Raw genomic sequence first — 20,219 nt, forward strand, 5'->3', positions numbered from 1 at the left:
ACGGTTTGCGCGTATGCCTCCCGGGGTACCCTGAGAGCGATGGCCGTCCATTCGAAACATCCGGCGTCGGCGCCGCCGGAACCGCCGGTCCGCGAGAAGACCGGCCACCTCATGCTGCGCGGCTGGTGCATCCTGGTTCTCTTCATGTCGCTGTCGGGCACCGCGTGGGTGAACGCCTTCGGCGAACTCACGACGACGGTCATCACGATCGCGGGCGGCGTGCTGTCGGCGGTGCTGTGGATCGTGCTCCGTCCGCCGGTGCAGTGGCGACGACTCCCCTGGTTCGTGGTGGCCTACGTCGCATGGGCGACGCTGTCGCTGGTGTGGTCGGCATGGCCCGCGACGACCGCGCTCACCCTGCTGCTCCTGTGGATCACGACACTTCAGGCGCTCTTCATCGGAAGCGTCCTCACGTGGCGCGAGCTCGTGCGCGCGGCCGCGTCAGCGCTCAAGTGGGTCGTGGCCCTCTCGTTCCTGTTCGAGCTCTGGGTGTGGGTGTTCGTGCGCGCGCCGATCCTGCCGGGCTTCGTCGTCGACAAGGCCGACGACCCGATCGAGTACTGGTCGCGCAACAACCTGTTCGAGTGGGACAAGCGGATCCAGGGGATCATGGGCAACGCCAACCTCCTGGCGCCCGTCGCCCTGCTCGCGATCATCGTGTTCAGCATCCGTCTCGCCTCCGGCGCGCCGCGGCGCACGTTCCTGTGGATCTGGATAGGGCTGTCGGCCTTCCTGTTCGTGCGCGCCGGATCGGCGACCGCGTACCTCACCGCGGCAGCGGTCGTCGTCGTGCTGGTCACCGTGCTGCTGATGCGGCGGGCGACGAAGCCGGGTGAGCGGACGAAGTACTACGTCGGATATGTCGTCGTGGGCCTCGGCGGGCTGCTGGCCTTGTGGCTGCTGCGCGACACGATCTTCACCAGCCTGGGCCGCAGCGCCGACCTCACCGGGCGCGAGCGCATCTGGGGGGACGTGCTCGCCCGCGCAGCCGAGCGCCCATGGACGGGATGGGGCTTCGCGACCCCGTGGGTGCCGACGGATCCGGCATTCGACGGCTGGATCATCGACCACGGCCAGACCGTCATGCAGGCCCACAACATGTGGGTCGACGTGGCGATGCAGCTCGGCATCGTCGGCGTGGTGCTGCTCGCAGTGCTCTACCTCGCGTTCGTGTGGCGTGCGTGGTTCTTCGCCATCGACCGGCCGCGATGGGACCTCCGCGCCGACCGCCCCTACTCGCCGCTGACCCTGCTGCCGACGCTCGTCGGGGCGATCCTGCTGGTGCAGGGGCTTGCCGAGTCGAGCCCCCTGCTGCTGTGGGGCTGGCTCTTCCTCGTGATGCTGGGCGCCAAGATCAAGCAGTCGCCCCATGTCGGCGTCGGGCCAGCCGAGCAGACGGTCGCGATCGAGCGCGGCGAGGCCGTCGCCCGCGACGAGCCCGGCGGACGCGAGCCCGGTACGCCGGCAGGTCCGGGCGGGGCGGCCGAGCGGCCCGCAGGGCGCGGCGCGTGACCGACTCGCCGCATGCTGCAGCGCCCGGATGGCTGGGCACACTGCTGGCCTCGGCATCCTTCGCCCGCGCGTTCACGCTCGTCGTCTTCACCACCGTCTTCTCGGCGTACGCGATAGAGCGTGTCGCCGGCCGCATCACCTACGTGACCATCGTCACCGGCCTGTGCGTTCTCGGCGTGTCGGTGATGATCGCGCGCCGCAGCGAACTGTCGCTGCTGCGGCTCGTCCCGACCACGGTCGTGATGTTCGTCGCGTGGGCCTTCGCGAGCATCTTCTGGTCGAGCGATTCGAGCGCCTCGTTCTGGAACTGGGTGTCGATGGCGGCGCTCGCGTTCCTCGCGGTCGTCATCGGGCACGTGCGCGATACCCTTCAGACCGTGCGCGCGCTCGGCGATGTGCTGCGCGCGCTCCTCGGCGTCTCGCTCGCGCTCGAGGTGCTCTCGGGAATCCTTCTCGACCTCCCGTTCACGTTCCTCGGCATCCAGGGCAACATCGCCGAGCTCGGTCCGGTGCAGGGCATCTTCGGCACACGCAACCTGCTCGGGTTCGTGGCTGTGATGGCACTCATCACCTTCCTCATCGAATACCGTACTCAGTCGGTGCGCCCCGGCGTCTCGCTGGCGTCGGTGGTGCTCGCGGGCGGGCTCGCGGTCCTGAGCGACTCCCCCACCGTCGTCGTGCTCGCTGTGGGCGTCGGGCTCGCCGTGGGTGCCCTCGCCCTTGTGCGCCACGCCCGTCCTGAGCGCCGCGCGGGCCTGCAGCTCGCCCTCGGGGCTCTCGTCGTCATCGGGGTGTTCGTCGGCTACACGGCGCGGCATCCGATCATCGCCCTGCTCGGCGCCGGCACCGACTTCTCGATGCGCGTCGAGCTGTGGAACTTCATGGTCGACATCCTGCGCCAGAAGCCCGTGCAGGGCTTCGGCTGGTTCGGCGTCTGGGACCAGGGCGAGTACCCCTTCAACGCGATCAACTTCTGGCTGGACAAGGACCACGCCACCGGACTCAACGCCTACTTCGACGTGGCCCTGCAGCTCGGCTGGGTCGGGCTGGTGCTGTTCCTCGCGCTGGGGGCGCTCGCCCTGGGACGGTCGTGGCTGGTCGCGGGCGAACGACGGTCCGTGGTGTACGCGTGGACGCCGCTGATGCTGGTCGCACTGCTCGCGGACTCGATGTTCGAGAGCTTCACGCTGACGGGGCTGGGGTGGCTCATGCTCGTGCTGTGCGCCGTTCGTGCGGGCCAGTCGCGTTCGTGGCGCGAGAAGCTCGACAGCGGGGCGGATGGTGAGGGGCCGGGCTCTGTGAGCGGGTCGGGGTTGCCGCACGCCCAGGGAGAGCAGGGGACGGCAGGGTAGGCTTCTCTCCGGCCCGACGTCCCGGCGCCCTGCCATTCTTCTCCGGAGATCATCCCCGTGACCCACGCTTCGTCCGCCGCGCAGTTCGACCCCACGTCCGCGACCATCGCCGTCGTGACTTACAACCGGTCGGGTCTGCTGTCGCGCCTGCTCACGAGCATGACCACGATGGACCCGAAGCCCGGCCACATCGTGATCATCGACAACGCCTCGACCGACGACACCACGGACGTCGTCGAGTCGTTCCGCGAGAGGCTCGAGCCCGCCGTGCTGGTGTACCGCCGACTCGACACGAACACCGGCGGCTCGGGCGGCTTCAGCGAGGGCATGCGCGTCGCGTACGAACTGGGCTCCGAGTGGATCTGGCTGATGGACGACGATGTCGAGGTGCTCCCTGACGGCCTCGCCAAGATGGGCAAGTGGGCCCCGCGCTTCAAGAGCATCCAGGGCCGCCGCTACGACTACGACGGCAGCCCGTTCTACTGGCAGTACCGCATCGCCGAGCCCCTCGGAATCCCGATCCCCTACGCGCCGGCAGAATTCGACGAGTCCGGCTACAAGCCGATGAACTCCGGATGCTTCGAGGGCATGTTCATCCACCGCGACATCGTGCAGCAGATCGGCCTGCCCGACCCGCGCTTCTTCATCTACTGGGACGACCAGATGTACGGCTGGCTCGCCTCGCGCAAGACCCAGTCTGTGATCGTCGACGAGTTCGTGCTGCGCCGCACGCGCGAGATCAAGCAGTGGGACATGGGCATCCGTCACATGAACGCGTCGAGCAACGCGTACCGGTACTACATCATGCGCAACCGCGCATACATCAAGAAGTACTACCGCTCGCTCGACGTCTACAACCCGCTGCTGTTCGGCATAGGCACGAGCCTCACGTTAGGCAAGGAGCTCATCCGACTGGTCTTCGTGGAGCGCACGTTCCGTGGGACCTCGAACCTTTTCCGCGGCCTGCGTGACGGGCGGAAGATCGCGAAGGATGCCTCGTGGCAGCCGATGCCGCCGCTCGAGGCGGCGACCACCACCGGTCGTTGAGCGAGCGAGAACGAGCGAGACGAAACGAGCTCAGGCGCCCGTAGGGTAGTCGGCGTTGTAGCGGTCGAGCACCTCGTCGATCGGGGCATCCATCGCCAGATGATGCTTGTCGAGGTAGAGGCCGCGCGTGCAGAACCGGCGCAGGTCACGCTCGCTGTGCGACACGAAGAAGAGCGTGCGCCCGTCGGCGAGGAGTTCGTCGATGCGCTTGTAGCATTTCTCGCGGAATGCCTTGTCGCCGACCGCGAGGACCTCGTCGACGAGGAGGATCGGCTCTTCGAGCTGTGACACCACCGAGAAGGCCAGGCGCACCTTCATGCCGTTGCTGAGGTGCTTGTACGGGGTGTCGATGAAATCCTCGAGCTCAGCGAAGTCGATGATGCCGTCGAAGCGGCGCGCGACCTCAGCCTTCGACATCCCATGCAGACCTGCGGTCAGGCGTACGTTCTCACGCACCGTGAGGTCGCCGACGAAGCCGCCGGTGATCTCGATGAGCGGTGCCACACCGCCGTTCACCGAGACCGTCCCCTCGTCTGCGAGAAGCACGCCGGCGACGAGCTTGAGGAGCGTGGACTTGCCCTGGCCGTTGCGGCCGACCACGCCGATGGACTCGCCTGGCATGACGTCGAAGCTGACGTTGCGGAGAGCCCAGAACTCCCCCGGCTTCGACCGACGGGTCGAATCCGAGAACAGGTCCTTGATGCTGCGCCGCCCCCGCCGGTTGCGGCGGAAGCGCACGCCGAGGTCCTGCACCTCGATCGCGAGATCGGATGCTGTCATCACAGCTCCTTCAGCATGGGACGCTCAAGCCGTCGGAACACGAAGACTCCGAGGGCGAGGAAGAGGAACGACATGACCGCGCCCACGCCGATGACCCACGGATCCCACTCCTCCGCGAAGAATCCGACGCGGTAAAGAGCAAAGATGCCGGAAAGCGGGTTGAATGCGGCGAGAGTCTCGAATGGCCCAGGCAGGTCTTCGACACCGTAGATGACCGGCGAAGCGTAGAAGAGCGCGCGCAAGATGAGCTTGGTGGTGCGCTCCAGATCGGTCCACAGCACACAGAGCGGCGCGACGAGTAGCCCGAGACCGACGAGGAGCACTGTTTGCAGCACGATCGCGACCGGAATCCAGAGGAGACCCCAGTTCAGCTGGGCGGGGTTGTCCGAGAACGCGGCGAAGACGACGAAGAGCGCCAGCACCGGCAGAGAACACAGGAACTCGACGCCCTTGCTCAACACGATGCGGTTGACCCAGATGGAGCGCGGGATCGCCGTCGACCGCACGAGGCGAGCGTCCTTATTGAAGGCGCGCGTGAAGTCGGATACCGACGAGTTGAACCAGACCCAGGGCAGCAGGGCCGTGATGAGGAAGACAATGTACGGCTCGTGCCCGACGGTGCGCTGGAACACCTGTGTGAAGACGAACCAGTAGATGGCGCTCATGACGAGCGGGTCGAGGATCGACCACAGGTAGCCGAGCGCGCTCGTGGCATAGCGCACCTTGAGGTCGCGCGCCGACAGCAGCCACAGCGAGTGGAGGTAGCGCCGGGGCGATCCGGGGGCGCCGACGGCGGCTGTGGTCACGGATCGATCCTATGCGGGCCGCGTCACGCGAGCTGGTTTTGCCACATCGACAACGCCGAGCCGATGGCCATGTGCATGTCGAGGTACTGGTAGGTGCCGAGGCGGCCGCCGAAGAAGACGTCGGGCTCGCCCTTCGCAAGCTCCCGGTACGCCAGCAGACCGGTCCGATCCTGCGATGTGTTCACCGGGTAATAGGGCTCGTCCTCGCGTGAGGCGAAACGCGAGAACTCTCGGACGATGACGGTCCTGTCGCTCGGGTAGAGATCTGCCCGCTCGGGGTGGAAGTGCTTGAACTCGTGGATGCGCGTGTACGGGACGTCCGCGTCGGCGTAGTTCATCACCGGGGTTCCCTGGAAATCGCCGATCTCGAGAACCTCCTGCTGGAAGTCCAGCGTGCGCCACGACAGCGCACCTTCCGCGTAGTCGAAGTAGCGATCCACCGGTCCGGTGTAGACGACGGGGACCTGGCCGACCGTCGTCTGCTTGTTGAGCGGCTGCGATACGTCGAAGAAGTCCGTGCTCAGCCTGACCTCGATGTTCGGGTGGTCGGCCATCCGCTCCAGCCAGGCCGTGTAGCCGTCGACGGGCAGGCCCTCCCAGGTGTCGTTGAAATAGCGGTTGTCGTAGTTGTAGCGAACCGGCAGCCGGCTGATCACCTCGGCCGGCAGTTCCTTGGGATCGGTCTGCCACTGCTTGCTGGTGTAGTCGCGGATGAAGGCCTCGTAGAGCGGACGACCGATGAGCGCGATGGCCCGCTCCTCGAGGTTGGCGGCGCCCTTCACGTCGAACTCGCCCGCCAGCCCCTGCACGAGCGCACGCGCCTCGGCGGGCGAGTATGCGGCCTGGAAGAACTGGTTGATCGTGCCGAGGTTGATCGGGAGCGGGTAGACCACGCCGTTGTGGTTCGTATAGACGCGATGGACGTAGTCCGTGAATGTCGTGAACCGGTTCGCGTAGTCCCAGACGGTGGGGTTGGAGGTGTGGAACAGGTGCGCGCCGTAACGATGCACCTCGATGCCGGTGCTCGGCTCGTCCTCGCTGTAGGCGTTGCCGCCGACGTGCGGGCGGCGGTCCATCACCGTGACCTTGCGTCCGGAGGCCGCGGCCCGTTCGGCGATGGTCAGGCCGAAGAACCCGGAACCGACGACGAGGATATCCATACGACCGAGAGCCTTTCGAGCAGAATGCGTCAACGAGCCTAGTCGTCGCGCGGCCTGCTGCCGGCACCGCCGGTGCGTTCGCCACTCTCCGCCATGGGATGATGGAATACATGCATGCGGACCCGCACCCTGAGTCGAGCCCGCCGATCGTCAGGATCTGGTCCTCCAGCGCCGTCCGCTACCTCATCGTCGGCGGCTTCAGCTTCCTCTTCGATATCGGCGTGCTCTGGCTTCTTCACGACGTCTTCGGCGTTGCGCTCGCGATCGCCACGCCCGTCGCCTTCCTGCTGAGCTTCGCCGTCACCTACACGCTGCAGCGCACCGTCGCCTTCCGCGCGGCTGATGGAGTCGCCCCGAGCGTCCTTCGTTACACGCTCCTGGTCGCGTTCAACACACTCGCGACGACGGCGATCGTCTGGGCCTCGGACGCCGTGGGGCTTCCGTGGGCTGCGGGCAAGGTGACCGCGGTGGCTGCCACCACGATCTGGAACTACTTCGCGTACCGCTATTGGGTGTTCGCGATCAGAAAGGCGGATGCCTGATGCACAACGGTGCATGTGTTGCGGCGGTCGTCCCCGCCTACCGCGAAGAGCTCATGATCGGTCGCGTGATCGAGACGATGCCCGACTACGTCGACCACATCGTCATCGTCGACGACTGCAGCCCCGATGACACGAGCGGCGCCGTGGAGCGACTCGCCGACCCCCGCGTGACCCTCATCCGCCACGCGGTGAACCAGGGTGTCGGCGGGGCCATCATCACCGGACACCGTGCCGCGCTCGACCTTGGCAGCGACGTCAACGTGATCATGGCCGGCGACGCCCAGATGGATCCGGAGTACCTGCCCGAGCTCCTGGACAAGGTGACGGACGACGGCTACGGCTTCGCGAAGGCGAACCGCTTCTATTCGCCGGAGTCCTTCGTCGGGATGCCTGGGTACCGGGTCTTCGGAAACATCGTGCTGTCCTTCATGACGAAGCTCGCTTCCGGCTACTGGAACCTCTTCGATCCTCAGAACGGCTACACGGCCATCCGATCGGAGGTCGTGCGCCGGCTCCCCCTCGACCGCATCGCGAAGCGCTACAGCTTCGAGAACGACCTCCTGACGCACCTGAACATCCTGCAGGTACCGGCCGTCGACGTTCCGATCCCCGCCGTGTACGGCGACGAGGTGTCGAGCATCAAGCTGCGGCGGGTGATCCCGGAGCTGCTCCACCGGCTCACCGTCGGATTCTGGTCGCGCATCTGGTATCGCTACGTGCTGTGGTCCTTCTCACCGATCGCACTACTGCTGTTCCTCGGCCTCGCGCTGTTCGTGTTCGGCATCGCCGTCAGCATCTGGCTGGTCTTCCAGATCGCCGCGTCCGTGATCGCCACCGCGGCAACCGTCATGCTCGCCGCGCTGCCACTCATGCTCGGAACGCAGATGCTCATCAGTGCGCTCCAGCTGGACATCCAGGCGACACCTTCGGTTCCGACCTACCCCCCGTTCGAGGGCGGCCCGCCGCCGAAGGAGATCAGGGCGTCACGCGCCCTGTGACGATCAGCTCTCCGCCGGCCTGCGCCGAGCGGAGAGCCGACTCGACCACTTCGAGCGTGTGAGCGGCTTCGGCCATCGTCGACAGCTCGGTGGTCTCCCCCCGCACGGTGTCGCGGAAGGCCTCGAGCTCTGAGCGCAGCGGCTCCTTCTTCGCGAAAGCGAACCGGGTGACGTCTCCCTCGGACACGCCGCGGAAGGTCGACATCGACTCCCACTCCAGCGCGACCGTCCCGTTGGAATAGAAGGTCAGGTCCCCCGTGGCGGTGTCGGCCACGAACGCGCCTCTTTCGCCTGTCACGACGGTGACACGCTCCTTCATGGGGCTGAGCCAGTTGATGAGGTGGTTGGCGACGATGCCGTTCTCCAGCCGGCCGGTGATCGAGATCATGTCTTCGTGAGCGCGACCGCTCTTGTGCGCGGTCTGGGCCGACACCGAGCTGTAGGTCGACTGAGCCACCCAGCCGGTGAGATCGATGTCGTGCGTCCCGAGATCCTTCGCGACCCCGACGTCGCCGATGCGACTGGGGAAGCTGCTCTGCCTGCGCGTGGCGATCTGGAAGACATCACCGGCATCCCCGTGCGCCAGCCGCGCGCGCAGCTGCTGCAGGGCCGGGTTGAATCTCTCGACGTGTCCGACAGCACCGATCAGCCCCCTCGAACGGAATGCCTCGGCCACGCGCCGGCCCGTCTCGGTGTCGTCCGCGATGGGCTTCTCGACCAGGGTGTGGACTCCCGCGTCCGCCAGCGCGAGAGCGGCGTCCGCGTGGAAACGGGTGGGGATGGCGACGACGGCGATGTCGATACCGGCGCCGATGAGACCGTCGACATCCGCCAGCACTTCCATCCCCGTCGCGACGCGATGCGGATCGCCTCCCGGGTCGGCCACGGCCACCAGCTCGACGCCCTCCACGTCCCGCAGGATCCGGGCATGGTGCCGCCCCATCATCCCGAGGCCGAGCAGCCCCGCGCGCAGGACCGCCATCAGGCGCCCGCCCTCGCGAGAGCGTTCACCGCGGTCGCGATGCGCTCCAGGTCGGACGCCGAGAGCGACGGATGGACGGGCAGTGAGACGACCTCGCGGGCCGCCCGCTCCGTCTCCGGAAGATCGAGATCCGGCGCGAAGTGCGCGAGCGACGGGAGCCGGTGATTCGGGATGGGGTAATAGACGCCGCTCCCGATCGCGTACTCCTCCTTGAGCGCACGCACGAACCCGTCACGGTCGTCGGCGACGCGGATGGTGTACTGGTGGTAGACGTGACGCACGCCCGAGGCGACAGGCGGGACGACGACGCCGGACAGATGAGCGTCGAGGTACGCCGCGTTGCTGCGCCGTGCCTCCGTCCACGCATCCACCCTGGTCAGCTGCACCCGCCCGATGGCGGCGTGGATGTCGGTCATGCGCGCGTTGAACCCGATCACCTCGTTCTCGTACTGCCGCTCCATCCCCTGGTTGCGCAGCAGCCGAGCCCGGCGCGCGACCTCGTCGTCCCCTGCGGCGATCATCCCGCCCTCCCCGCTGGTCATGTTCTTGGTGGGGTACAGCGAGAACATCGCGAAGGCGCCGAAGGTGCCGACCGGTCGGCCGTCCAACGCGGCACCGTGCGCCTGCGCGGCATCCTCGTACAGCGCGACCCCGCGCTCGGCGGCGAGGTCCCCGAGCTCATCCATCCGCGCCGGGTGCCCGTACAGGTGCACCGGCATGATCCCCTTGGTGCGCCCGGTGATGGCGGCCGCCACGGCGGCGGGGTCGAGCGTGAACGACTCGAGCTCGATGTCGGCGAAGACGGGAGTGGCCCCGGTGAGCGCGACCGAGTTCGCGGTGGCCGCGAAAGTGAACGACGGCACGATCACCTCGTCACCCGGGCCCACACCGGCGGCGAGCAGCCCGAGATGCAGGCCGGCGGTCCCCGAGTTCACCGCGACGACGGGACGCCCGTCGACGAAGTGATCCGAGAACTCCTGCTCGAAGGCCGCGACCTCGGGTCCCTGAGCGATCATGCCGCTCTGCAAGACGCGATCGACGGCCGCCCGCTCGTCGTCTCCGATGAGCGGCCGGGCGGCTGGAATGAATTCGGTCACTGATTCTCCTCGGTGAGTTGTCCGTCTGCTTCGATGTAGCCGGCGCCCGTGACAGGGCAGCGCCACCGTCCGTCGCCCTCCGCGACGAGCGGCACACCGGCACGGCCGACCCAGCCGATCCTCCGTGCGGGAACACCGACGACGAGCGCGTAGTCCGGGACGTCCTTGACGACGACGGCGCCCGCCGCGACGGTCGCCCATGCGCCGATGGTCACCGGTGCGACGCAGATCGCCCGCGCGCCGATCGATGCACCCTCGTGCACCGTGACCCCGACGGGCTCCCAGTCGTGTGCGCTCTTGAGCGAGCCGTCGGGGTTCACGGCCCGCGGGTAGGTGTCATTGGTCAGGACGACCGCCGGCCCGATGAACACCCCGTCCGCGAGGTTGGCCGGCTCGTAGACGAGTGCGTAGTTCTGCACTTTGCAGTTGTCGCCCATGACTACTCCGGTGCCCACATACGCGCCGCGGCCGATGACGCAGTTCCGTCCCAGCCGCGCACCCTCGCGCACCTGCGCCAGATGCCACACCGAGCTCCCCTCGCCGATCGAGGCGTCCGGAGCCACGTCGGCACTGGGGACGACGCGGACAGTGGGGTTCGCGGGGGTCGCAGGGAGCACGTTGAGAAAGTCTAGTCGGGCTCGCTGATCTCGTCTGACTACCATAGGACGGTGACGTCCCGCCCCACTCCTCGTCTCCTGCGCGCTTCGGCCCTCGCCATCCCGATCCTGATGTTCATCACCCTGGTGTGCTGGTCGTTCGCATCGCCGGTCGGGTCGAGCCCGGACGACAACTTCCACCTTCCGTCCATCTGGTGCGGTCTCGGCGAGCGGCCGGGCCTGTGCGAGGACTCGGGCGATCCTGACACCCGGATGGTTCCGAAGCCGGTCACGACCGCGTCCTGTTACGCGTTCGACGCGACTGAGGACGGTTCGTGCTGGAACGCGGATGCGCCCGGGATGGCGGAAGCCGACTGGATGAACGCGATCGGCCTGTACCCGCCGGTCTTCTATGCGACGATGTCGGTCTTCGCGGGTCCTGACATATCGTTGTCCGTGCTGATGATGCGCATCGTCAACTCGGCCATCGTTGTGGGCCTGCTGACCGCCACGTTCTTCGCACTTCCCCGTTCGATCCGCCCGTCACTGGTCATCTCGACGCTCGCCATGTCGGTGCCGCTCGGCCTCTTCGTCCTCGCGTCCACCAATCCGTCCTCCTGGGCCTTCGTGTCGGCCGCCACGCTCTGGCTCTGCGTCTATGCGACGACGAAGACAACCGGACGGAGACAGCTCGTCGTGGCGGCGCTGGCCGTGCTGGCGGCGGTCATGGGGGCCGGCGCGCGGGCGGACGCCGCCGTCTACGCGGTGTTCGGCGTCGTCATCGCGATCGTGCTGGGGCTCCGCCGCGGCGTCAAGCTCCTCGTACCTGCGATCACCGCGGGACTCGTGGTCGTCATCAGCGCCGTGTTCTACCTCACCGCCGGACAGGCCGATGCCCTGGCCTCAGGACTTCCGACCGACAATCCACCGCTGACCGGCGCGCAGCATCTGGCCAACTTCCTCGGTGTTCCCATCCTGTGGTGGGGTGCTTTCGGCCCCTCCGGCCTGGGGTGGCTCGACACGGTGCCTCCGGCCATGGTGGGCGCCCTCGCCTTCGGGGTCTTCGCCGCTTCTCTCTTCATCGGCGTGCGTCGGCTCGGTCTGCGCCGCGCTGTTGCACTCGCGCTGGCGTTCGCGGCCCTCTGGGTCGTCCCCTTCGTCATGCTCGCCCAGTCCCGGGCGCTCGTGGGGACGCATGTGCAGTCGCGCTACCTTCTGCCGCTGATGATCATCCTGGTCGCGGTGGCGAGCCTTTCCCCATGGGTGATCGGCGAGTGGCGCGGTCCTCGCTCGATCATCGCCGGCGGCGCGCTCGCGATCGCCATGTCGGTCGCCCTGCACGCCAACATCCGCCGATACACCACGGGACTCGACAGCAACGCGGCAGACCCGGGGCTGGGAGCCGCGTGGTGGTGGGCGGCTGCTCCGTCGCCCCTTGCCGTCTGGGTGATCGGATCGCTCGCGTTCGCCGCCGTCTTCGTGCTGCTCGCATCCGTCATCCGCCGGCCGGTTGCAGCGCCGGCGCTGCACACGCCGGTGGCGGCGCGGGAAGCGGACCGCGCGGCCGTGTGAGTGGCGGTCGTCGGTCACGACCTCACGTCGAAACGCACCCCTGCCCACAGGCCGCGGGCGGCAGCGCGGATCTTCGCCGGACGATCGGTCTCGAGCAGCAGCACCTTGACCCAGGCCTTCGACGTGAACCAGAAGTCCTCCCAGAACCAGCGGCCGAGGCCGTAGCGACGGAGGACGATCAGCCGGTTGCGCGCCATGTGGAACTGCCGCATCGGCGAATAGTTGGCTAGGTACACCCGCCGACCGAAGAGGCGGACCGGGTCGGAGTCGCCGAAGCGATGATCCAGCAGTGCGTCGAAGACCTTGTAGTTGCGGAACCCCTTCGCACGGGCTCGCAGGCTGATGTCGTGGTCGACGTAGTCGATGAAGAGCGGTTCGTCGTGCAGCCCGATCGTTTCCAAGAGCTGCTTCGAGAAGAGAGAGCCCGAGCTGATGACGACGTCGACCTCGCCCGCGCCCTTTCCCGTCTCGCGCCGATAGACGACGCCGGTGGCGTGGGAGCGCAGCGCCGGGGCGACGATTCCAGCCGTCTTCCCAGCGGCGGCGTGCGCCGCGAGCAGCTTGTCGAGCATGCCGTCGGTCACCGTGCTGTCCTGGTCGAAGATCCAGACGAAGTCGGCGGCGTTGTCGAGCGCGGCCCGGATGCCGGCGTTGAATCCGGCAGCCACGCCCACGTTGCCGGGCTGTTCGAGGATGGTGACGCGAGCATCGGACGCCATCGGACGAAGTATCTGGCGAGAGGTCTCGCCGGGCGAGTTGTCGACGACGAACACCTCGTCGGCCTGCGCGAGGAGGGCATTCACGTTCTGGACGATGTCGGGCTCGGGATGGTAGGCCAGCACCACACCGGCCACCCGCTCTCCACTCAACGTTCTAGCCCGCCGCGTGCAGCGCGATCGACGCGTCGACGTCGGCTCGCACCACGCCGGTGGTCCTCTGGTAGTCGGCTGCGTTGAAGGACGCCGCCTGGACGAGGTCGTGGATATGACGGTTGGTCGAGTCCATGAGCGAGGTGTTCACGAAGTACTTGCCTGTGCCGAATGGACTCGACTCGATCACGAACTCCACCGTTGCGGTGCCGGAGAGGGGCGCAGAATCGAGTCCCAGCCGACGCGTATCCGTACCCATCACCTTCTGGCCGAGCGCGTTGTCGATCTGGATCGAACAATGCCAGTCGTCGATCGCATCATCCGCCCGGACGGTCGCCGTGATACGGATCTCGTCGCCGAACTCGATCGGATCGCCGACCTGCCGTCCAGCGGCGCGCACCTGCGTCGAGAGGACCAGTCCCTCGGGGACGCGATCCGCCTCGGCGGCGTGTGGTTCGGATGCGGCATCCGCCAGCCGGCGATCTTCGAGGATGTCGCGAAACTGCGCTACCGCGCGCATCGGGTCGCCGTCGTAGACGATGCGGCCGGCATTGAGGAGCACCGCCCGGTCGCAGAGCTCGGTGATCTGGCTGAGCGAGTGGCTGACGATGATGATCGTGCGTCCCTCGGCTTGGAACGAGCGGATCTTGTCCAGACACTTCCGCTGGAACGCCTCATCGCCCACGGCGAGGACCTCGTCGACCAGAAGGACGTCCGGATCGGTGTGCACGGCGACCGCGAACGCCAGGCGCACGTACATGCCCGACGAGTAGAACTTCACCTGAGTGTCGATGAAGTCTCCGATGCCGGAGAACGCCACGATGTCGTCGAACTTGCCGTCGGTCTCTTCCCGAGACAGCCCCAGCACCGACGCGTTCAGGTAGACGTTCTCGCGCCCGGTCAGGTCGGGGTGGAAACCGGCCCCCAGCTCCAGCAGGGCGGCCAGCCGGCCCCGCTGTTCCACGGTGCCCTCGGTCGGGTCGATGATGCCGCCGATGACCTTGAGGAGCGTGCTCTTGCCCGAGCCGTTGTGGCCGATCAGACCGATGGTGCTGCCGGCGTGGATCTCGAGGCTGACGTCGCGCAGCGCCCAGAAGTCCTGACGATGCGCGCGGCCGGCGCGCCCGAGCGTGACGATGCGCTCCTTGATCGACGAGTCCTTGCGGACGGTGAAGCGCTTGGACACGTTGCGGATGCGCACCACGTCAGGTGCGGGCGTCGTGATGCGGGGCGTCGTCAAGATCTCACAGCTCCTGTGCGAAGTTGCCCTGCAAGCGCAGGAAGACCCGGTGACTCACGAACAGCAGGGCGATGCCGATGAGGAGGGCTACGGTGAGGCGCAGAAGCAGGTCCGGGGGCTGGGGGACGTCCTCGCCGGCGACCCAGAACGCCTTCTGGAATCCGATGACCGCCAGGGTCAGGGGATTATTGGTGTAGATGTCGAGCAGGATCGGGTAGGACTTGAGCTGCTCGCTGACCATCTGCCAGGAGTAGACCACGGGGCTGGCCCAGAAGAGCAGCATCGTCCCGAGCTCGACGAGGTACTGAACGTCGCGCAGATAGACGTTCAACGAGCTGAAGAGCAACCCGAGCGCTGTGCCGTAGACCACGAGCACCGCGAGTGCCGGGATTACATAGAAGAACTGCAGATGCAGCGGCGGCTTGCCTACCAGCACGGTCGCCCCCAGCAGCACGACGATCTGGATCATGAAGTTGAACAGCGCGGAGCCGACGCTCGCGAGTGGGAACACCTCGCGAGGGACGTAGACCTTCTTGACCAGACCCGCGTTTCCGAGGATGGAGCCGGTGGCGCCCACGACGATCTCAGTGAACAGCCCCATCGCCGTCAGTCCGGCGAAGATGTACACCGCGAAGTCCGGGATGCCGCGTGCTGCGGCGAGAAATTGGCCGACGACGACGAAATAGATGCCGAGCTGCATCAGGGGCCGCGCAAGCGACCAGAAGAACCCGAGGGTGGAGTCCTTGTAGCGGGCCTTGAGGTCGCGGCGGATCAGGAGGTCGAGCATCTCGCGATGCGACAGGATGGCGCGCATCGACCCCCAGAGCTCGCGCGGCCGGAGGCCGGTCGCCGCGCCCACCGAGCGCATTGGGAGTGCTTCGATGCGCGCGAAGCGCGCGGCTGCGCTCGAATCGGACGAAGTGGACATCCTCACGATCCTACCGTCCGGCTTCCTGAGCAACCGCCGGGCTCAGCGTGGCGGCCGGAGGATCCGGCGCAGGCCTCTGCCGAGCGGTGTGTCACGGCCGACGACCCGACGCAGCGCCGCTCCGGTCCCCGGGTGATGGAGTCTCAGGTACATCCGCGCGAAGTCTATGAGCCGGCCCTCGCCGACGTTGCCGGCGCCGCGCAGGTAGTGGATGGCGTCGAGCGTGTCGCCTGGCAGCGTCGCGCTCAGCTGGTCCAGCTTGTACTCCAGAGCGGTGTGGCTGATGGCCATGTACTCGGCGTTCGCCGCTGTGCGCGTGTGGAAACCGAGCTCGCCCGCGGCGTAGGACGGCATCCGCTCCAGGACGTGGGCGAGCCCCCCGTCCTCATACGCCGCCGCACCGCCGAACTGCTCGTAGTTCCAGGGCTCTTGCACCAGCAGGCGCAGCGCTTCGGGCCGGGCGATGAACATCGATCCGAATGGGGCCAACGGCGAGACGTCATCCAGCGGCACCTTGATGCTGAGCCTCGCACAGAGCTCGGCCACGCCCTTCTTGTTCGCCCACCAGGCGCGCCCCATCGTGGGGTAGCCGATGTGGATCATCGGGGGATACACGATGCCGAGGCCCGGTTCCTTCTGGAACAGCGCGATCAGATTGGCGGTGTATCCCGGGCTGTCCAGCAGGTTGCGCAGCTGCTGGTCCTTGAAATGCCGGCCGATGTTGAATCCGTCCTGCGGCGTCTTCTTGGAGTGGAGCTTCACCACGAGGTCGTACTCGCCGCCCAGCAGGACGTCGCGACATCCGACGAGGAAGGCGCTCTGGTCGCGGCCGTCGTTGGAGTGCACGACGCGGATGTCAACGGCTCCGCGAGGGGTGCCGCGCTGCTCGATGAACTGACGGATGCGAGCGGCCCGTTCGCTGTCGACGGTGGTGACCACGAGATCGTAGGCGCCCGGCAGCGTGTCGAGCCGGTCCAGCATCTCGTTCGTCATCTCCACGTAGAAGATGTGCGCAACAGCCACCGTCCGCAGCGGTGCGCCGCCGTTGTACGAGACGTCGACGTCCGGAAGCACCTCGAGCATGCCGGCATCCGCGTTCAGCACCTTCGGCTCGACGTTCCGCGCCAGGTTCTGCCAGAAGATCGGCATCGGGTAACCGTACGCGGCGACGGCATCGACGAGCTCGCGGCCGACGACGGCGTGACGGTCGAGGAACGGCGGGTAGTGGAAGAAGGGGCGTCGCTTGATGACGGGGCATCCGTCCGCCAGCAACAGGTCCGCGTTGAAGAGTGCGGGGTGGTCGGTCGGGTAGTCCGCCGACGAGAATGCGACGGCGTGCGAGAACCCGCGCGTGGCGAAGTGATGGGTGAAGACCGCTTCGTGCTTGAGCACAGCGTCGAAGTAGGACGGCATCTCGGGAAGATCCCGCCAGTAGTCCCGCCAGGCCTCCGACAGGAACATGCTGCGCCGCACCGCGATCCAGAACGACTGCAGGTGGTAGTGGAGCACGCCCTTCTTCGTGAACGGATTGGGCTCTTCGCGGGCGTGGTCGGTCATCCCCCAGAAGTGTGCGGGCTGATGCGCCATGCGCTCGAGCACCGGCCGGTAGGGGCGAACGGGACCGAACCACGTGTCATTCGTGAAGATGATCTCGTCGTAATCGGCGACGGCTTCGCCGAGGTGGTCCAGCGCCGCCTTGTGCGCCCAGATGTCGAATCCGCTGTTCGGTCGGACGAGGATCTCGTCGGCGACCGGCTCGAGCCGCGCCCGGCCGTGCGCCGAGAGCTCGCCGTTGACCACGACGAGGATGTGCGCGGCGTCATCGCGGAGGCCCTGCAGCGCGAACGGGATGTAGTCGTCCACATCACCACGGCGGTCCCAGACGACGTAGACGACGAGACGTCGTCCGTCGCTGGGGAAGGTCTGCGCGGCCGGGACGACCGATCCGTCACTGACCACGGATCAACGCAGCCGCTGCTCGAGCGCCTTGAGCAGGTAGGCGCCGTAGCCGCTCTTGACGAGCGGCTCTGCCCGCTGCCGGAGCTCGTCATCGGTGAGGAATCCCATCCGCCAAGCGACCTCTTCGGGACAGCCGATCGACAGGCCCTGCCGCTTCTCGACCGTGCGGATGAAGTCGGTGGCCTCGGCAAGGGAGTCGAACGTGCCGGTGTCGAGCCAGGCCGTGCCGCGGGGCAGCAGCTCCACCTTGAGCGACCCGCGCCGAAGATACTCGAGGTTCACGTCGGTGATCTCGAGCTCGCCGCGCGGCGAGGGGGTGAGGTTCTTCGCGATCTCCACCACGTCGTTGTCGTAGAAATACAGGCCCGGCACCGCGTAGCTGCTCTTGGGCTGCGCGGGCTTCTCCTCCAGCGAGACGACGCGGCCTTCGCGGTCGAACTCGACGACCCCGTATGCGGTCGCATCGTCGACCCAGTAGCCGAACACCACTCCGCCGGTCAGATCCGTGTACTGGCGAAGACGGGTGCCCATGCCCTGGCCATAGAAGATGTTGTCGCCCAGGACCAGCGCGGCGGAGTCGGATCCGATGTGATCCTCGCCGAGGATGAATGCCTGCGCGAGGCCGTCGGGCGACGGCTGAGTCTTGTAGGTGAGCGAGACGCCGAACCGCTCGCCGTCGCCGAGCAGTCGCTGGAACTGCTCGGAGTCCTGTGGCGTCGTGATGATGAGGATGTCCTGGATACCTGCCAGAAGCAGCGTCGACAGCGGGTAGTAGATCATCGGCTTGTCGTAGACGGGGACGAGCTGCTTAGAGATGCCGAGGGTGATCGGGTGAAGCCGGGAACCTGTGCCGCCCGCCAGGATGATGCCACGCATGACGTCAAGTCTCGCTGATGGGGAGGGCTGCTCAAAACTCGCTGCGGCCGTGACCCGTCACACGGGCGACTGCGAGAAGTCCAGCAGCGCATCGGCGAAGGCACGCGCCGCGGCCTCGGCTGCGCGGGTCGCCGATGCATGTCCGTTCCGCCGCAGCTCGCTCCACACGCCGTCGTCGCCGAGCGCGTCGTCGAGGGAACGGCGGAGCTGGTCGAGGTCTCCCCGCGCGAAGAGAAGCGCGTTGTACCCGTCGAGCACCTCGTGCGAGAGCCGGCCCTCCACCGGTGCGAGATAGACGCCGCCGAGCGACATGAGCGCGAACGGGAGCAGACTCGACTGCTGCTCTGCGAAGTTCACGACTGCGCGGGGACGCACGGCGGCGACGTCCTCGGGTGACGATCCGGCGTCCAAGTGGACCGTGCGCATGCCCCGCGCCGCGCCCGCCGCCTCGACGGCCTGCCGCTCCCCCGCCTCCGCCGCGATCGTGACGACGGCATCGTCGGCCGCGTCGGGAAGCGGCGCCGGCGCGAGGGCGGGCGGGATGCGGCGACGCGTCTCCCAGGCCGACTCGGCCTGGAGCTGCGCGGCCGTCCATCGATTGGGCGCGATGTAGTCGAACTCCGGCCGGTAGCCCGCGATGATCCGGACCTGCTCGGCGACGTCGTGCGGGTGCCAGATACTCTCGACCGCCGGCAGCAGGTAGACCGGAAGCGCTCCCGCGGTCGAGGCGAGCCACACTGTCTCCGCGGCCGTGCGATCGCAGGCCACCGCGATGCCCCCGCGCGCAGCGACCTCCGCGACGAGCTTGTCGTCGGGGACGGCGGCGCCGACTCCCACCTCGCGTACCTCGACGTCGCGTCCGTCGGCGGCAAGAGCTGATGCGAGCGCCGCGGCATAGCGGCGCCAGAGCGGATCGGAGTCGGCGCCGACCAGCAGGTCGACAGGCGCGTGCGTCCCGCGACGGCGGGCGAGGAAGTCCTCCTCCCACCGACGCCAGAACCGGCGCATCGACGCCAGTTCCCGTTGCCCCTGACTGTAGCCGCGCGAAGCGGATTCATGATGGACGAGCATCGCGGCAGGCTGGTAGAAGCACCGGATGCCTCGTTCCCACGCGCGCAGACCGTAGTCGACGTCTTCGAAGCCCAGCCAGAACTCGTCGTCGAGCAGCCCGACGCGTTCGAACGCCTCCCGAGTGATGTAGACGCACGCGCCGGAGATCGATCGGTTGTAGCCTGCGACGTTGGCGGTCGGCTTCGTCGCCGGCGAGCCGACGTGCAGGTGGCCGAACCACTGCGGCGCGAGGAGCCGCGCGTAGTAGGTCCCCCCGTATTGGATGCGGCCGTCGGGGTAGACGAGCTTCGGGCTCACCATGCCGATCGCGGGGTCGAGCGCGTAGGCGGAGTACTGGAGCGCTTCGAGCCAACCAGGCTTGGCGACGATGTCGCTGTTGAGAAGGATGATGTCGTGCTGCGCCTGCTCCATGCCGACGTTGACCGTTCCGGCGAAGCCGAGGCGCCGGTCCTTGAGGACCACCCGCACCCGGTCGGACTCGAACTGCTTGAGCTGGTCGGCCACGCCTGCATCGATGAAGTCGTCGACGATGATGACCTCATAATCGGCGCCGCGGCAGGTCTCCTCGATGCTCGCGAGGGCCTCCGCCAGTAGGGGCACGTCGTTGTAGCTCGGGATGACGATGCTCACCGGTCGTGCGTTGTCGGCGAACCACGCGACCATCTCCCGGTTCGCGGTGATCCCCCGCGTGTTGAGATCATAGGAGCGTTCAGTCCTGGCCGAACGGATGCGAGCCTTGACGGGATGGGGCAGCTTTGCGATTGCGCGGCGAGCGATGCGCGCGGGGATGTCTGACATGAAGACGCGATCCACTCGACGAAATTCGGAACTC

General features: G+C 67.3%; 18 protein-coding genes. 6 read left to right on the forward strand and 12 right to left on the reverse strand.

What is annotated here, in order from left to right:
- Positions 1-39: 39 nt before the first annotated feature.
- Genes MRBLWH7_RS08055 through MRBLWH7_RS08065 form a run of 3 tightly spaced genes read left to right on the forward strand, consistent with a single transcriptional unit; the run spans position 40 to position 3,911 of the window.
- Positions 40-1,512 carry an O-antigen ligase family protein gene (locus MRBLWH7_RS08055; protein WP_342000916.1) on the forward strand — a complete coding sequence of 491 codons (1,473 nt, stop codon included), beginning with the start codon at positions 40-42 and terminating at the stop codon, positions 1,510-1,512.
- A complete protein-coding gene (locus tag MRBLWH7_RS08060) occupies positions 1,509-2,864 on the forward strand; it encodes an O-antigen ligase family protein (RefSeq protein ID WP_342000917.1) in 1,356 nt (451 codons plus the stop codon). Before MRBLWH7_RS08055 ends, MRBLWH7_RS08060 begins: the two co-directional genes overlap by 4 nt.
- A 57-nt stretch (positions 2,865-2,921) precedes the next feature.
- On the forward strand, positions 2,922-3,911 hold the full coding sequence (locus MRBLWH7_RS08065) for a glycosyltransferase family 2 protein (protein ID WP_342000919.1): 990 nt from the start codon (positions 2,922-2,924) through the stop codon (positions 3,909-3,911).
- A 30-nt stretch (positions 3,912-3,941) separates the two neighbouring features.
- Here the strand turns inward: MRBLWH7_RS08065 and MRBLWH7_RS08070 are convergent, their stop codons facing one another.
- Genes MRBLWH7_RS08070 through glf form a run of 3 tightly spaced genes read right to left on the reverse strand, consistent with a single transcriptional unit; the run spans position 3,942 to position 6,657 of the window.
- Positions 3,942-4,691 carry an ABC transporter ATP-binding protein gene (locus tag MRBLWH7_RS08070; protein WP_342000921.1) on the reverse strand — a complete coding sequence of 250 codons (750 nt, stop codon included), beginning with the start codon at positions 4,689-4,691 and terminating at the stop codon, positions 3,942-3,944.
- A complete protein-coding gene (locus MRBLWH7_RS08075; protein ID WP_342000924.1) occupies positions 4,691-5,497 on the reverse strand; it encodes an ABC transporter permease in 807 nt (268 codons plus the stop codon). The genes MRBLWH7_RS08070 and MRBLWH7_RS08075 overlap by 1 nt, the downstream gene beginning before the upstream one ends.
- 23 nt (positions 5,498-5,520) lie before the next feature.
- Entirely contained in the window at positions 5,521-6,657 is a 1,137-nt protein-coding gene (gene glf / locus MRBLWH7_RS08080; protein ID WP_342000926.1) for a UDP-galactopyranose mutase, read from the reverse strand.
- Between the two features lie 110 nt (positions 6,658-6,767).
- Here glf and MRBLWH7_RS08085 point away from each other — a divergent pair, with 110 nt between their 5' ends.
- Positions 6,768-7,199: a GtrA family protein gene (locus MRBLWH7_RS08085; RefSeq protein ID WP_342000928.1), complete on the forward strand. Its 432-nt coding sequence runs from the start codon at positions 6,768-6,770 to the stop codon at positions 7,197-7,199.
- Positions 7,199-8,197, forward strand: a complete 999-nt coding sequence (locus MRBLWH7_RS08090) for a glycosyltransferase family 2 protein (RefSeq protein ID WP_342000930.1) — start codon at positions 7,199-7,201, stop codon at positions 8,195-8,197. The genes MRBLWH7_RS08085 and MRBLWH7_RS08090 overlap by 1 nt, the downstream gene beginning before the upstream one ends.
- Here the strand turns inward: MRBLWH7_RS08090 and MRBLWH7_RS08095 are convergent.
- From MRBLWH7_RS08095 to MRBLWH7_RS08105, 3 genes are read right to left on the reverse strand one after another with little or no spacing between them, the layout of a single operon-like run.
- Positions 8,175-9,179 (reverse strand): Gfo/Idh/MocA family oxidoreductase, encoded by a 1,005-nt coding sequence (locus MRBLWH7_RS08095; RefSeq protein ID WP_342000932.1) that lies wholly within the window; start codon positions 9,177-9,179, stop codon positions 8,175-8,177. The two genes, MRBLWH7_RS08090 and MRBLWH7_RS08095, sit on opposite strands and share 23 nt — an antisense overlap.
- Entirely contained in the window at positions 9,179-10,276 is a 1,098-nt protein-coding gene (locus tag MRBLWH7_RS08100; RefSeq protein WP_342000934.1) for a DegT/DnrJ/EryC1/StrS family aminotransferase, read from the reverse strand. Before MRBLWH7_RS08100 ends, MRBLWH7_RS08095 begins: the two co-directional genes overlap by 1 nt.
- Positions 10,273-10,893 carry a DapH/DapD/GlmU-related protein gene (locus MRBLWH7_RS08105; protein WP_342000936.1) on the reverse strand — a complete coding sequence of 207 codons (621 nt, stop codon included), beginning with the start codon at positions 10,891-10,893 and terminating at the stop codon, positions 10,273-10,275. Before MRBLWH7_RS08105 ends, MRBLWH7_RS08100 begins: the two co-directional genes overlap by 4 nt.
- Positions 10,894-10,944: 51 nt before the next feature.
- Here MRBLWH7_RS08105 and MRBLWH7_RS08110 point away from each other — a divergent pair, with 51 nt between their 5' ends.
- Positions 10,945-12,444, forward strand: coding sequence for a DUF2142 domain-containing protein (locus tag MRBLWH7_RS08110; protein WP_342000937.1), 1,500 nt, complete (start codon positions 10,945-10,947; stop codon positions 12,442-12,444).
- Positions 12,445-12,458: 14 nt separating this feature from the next.
- On the opposite strand, the gene MRBLWH7_RS08115 is transcribed toward MRBLWH7_RS08110, so the two are convergent.
- The 6 genes from MRBLWH7_RS08115 to MRBLWH7_RS08140 are packed head-to-tail and all read right to left on the reverse strand — an operon-like array spanning position 12,459 to position 20,185.
- Complete coding sequence (locus MRBLWH7_RS08115; RefSeq protein WP_342000939.1) at positions 12,459-13,298, reverse strand: glycosyltransferase family 2 protein; 840 nt, start codon at positions 13,296-13,298, stop codon at positions 12,459-12,461.
- A gap of 19 nt (positions 13,299-13,317) precedes the next feature.
- On the reverse strand, positions 13,318-14,553 hold the full coding sequence (locus MRBLWH7_RS08120) for an ABC transporter ATP-binding protein (protein ID WP_342000941.1): 1,236 nt from the start codon (positions 14,551-14,553) through the stop codon (positions 13,318-13,320).
- Between the two features lie 4 nt (positions 14,554-14,557).
- The gene (locus tag MRBLWH7_RS08125; protein WP_342000943.1) at positions 14,558-15,481 is read right to left on the reverse strand and encodes an ABC transporter permease; all 924 of its coding nucleotides are present in this window, start codon (positions 15,479-15,481) and stop codon (positions 14,558-14,560) included.
- Positions 15,482-15,523: 42 nt separating this feature from the next.
- Positions 15,524-17,440 (reverse strand): rhamnan synthesis F family protein, encoded by a 1,917-nt coding sequence (locus tag MRBLWH7_RS08130; RefSeq protein WP_342000945.1) that lies wholly within the window; start codon positions 17,438-17,440, stop codon positions 15,524-15,526.
- A 3-nt stretch (positions 17,441-17,443) separates the two neighbouring features.
- Positions 17,444-18,316, reverse strand: coding sequence for a glucose-1-phosphate thymidylyltransferase RfbA (gene rfbA / locus MRBLWH7_RS08135; RefSeq protein ID WP_342000947.1), 873 nt, complete (start codon positions 18,314-18,316; stop codon positions 17,444-17,446).
- Positions 18,317-18,373: 57 nt separating this feature from the next.
- The gene (locus MRBLWH7_RS08140; protein ID WP_342000949.1) at positions 18,374-20,185 is read right to left on the reverse strand and encodes a glycosyltransferase family 2 protein; all 1,812 of its coding nucleotides are present in this window, start codon (positions 20,183-20,185) and stop codon (positions 18,374-18,376) included.
- Positions 20,186-20,219: the final 34 nt, after the last annotated feature.

The sequence above is a fragment of the Microbacterium sp. LWH7-1.2 genome (genome assembly GCF_038397755.1).
In the GTDB taxonomy this organism is placed as follows: Bacteria; Actinomycetota; Actinomycetes; order Actinomycetales; family Microbacteriaceae; genus Microbacterium.

Bases quoted from the DNA above. Each gene is read 5' to 3' on its own strand.
- MRBLWH7_RS08095 (WP_342000932.1), bottom strand. From the start codon at position 9,179: ATGGCGGTCCTGCGCGCGGGGCTGCTCGGCCTCGGGATGATGGGGCGG.
- MRBLWH7_RS08140 (WP_342000949.1), bottom strand. From the start codon at position 20,185: ATGTCAGACATCCCCGCGCGCATCGCTCGCCGCGCAATCGCAAAGCTG.
- MRBLWH7_RS08125 (WP_342000943.1), bottom strand. From the start codon at position 15,481: ATGTCCACTTCGTCCGATTCGAGCGCAGCCGCGCGCTTCGCGCGCATC.
- MRBLWH7_RS08085 (WP_342000928.1), top strand. From the start codon at position 6,768: ATGCATGCGGACCCGCACCCTGAGTCGAGCCCGCCGATCGTCAGGATC.
- MRBLWH7_RS08055 (WP_342000916.1), top strand. From the start codon at position 40: ATGGCCGTCCATTCGAAACATCCGGCGTCGGCGCCGCCGGAACCGCCG.
- glf (WP_342000926.1), bottom strand. From the start codon at position 6,657: ATGGATATCCTCGTCGTCGGTTCCGGGTTCTTCGGCCTGACCATCGCC.
- MRBLWH7_RS08090 (WP_342000930.1), top strand. From the start codon at position 7,199: ATGCACAACGGTGCATGTGTTGCGGCGGTCGTCCCCGCCTACCGCGAA.
- MRBLWH7_RS08070 (WP_342000921.1), bottom strand. From the start codon at position 4,691: ATGACAGCATCCGATCTCGCGATCGAGGTGCAGGACCTCGGCGTGCGC.
- rfbA (WP_342000947.1), bottom strand. From the start codon at position 18,316: ATGCGTGGCATCATCCTGGCGGGCGGCACAGGTTCCCGGCTTCACCCG.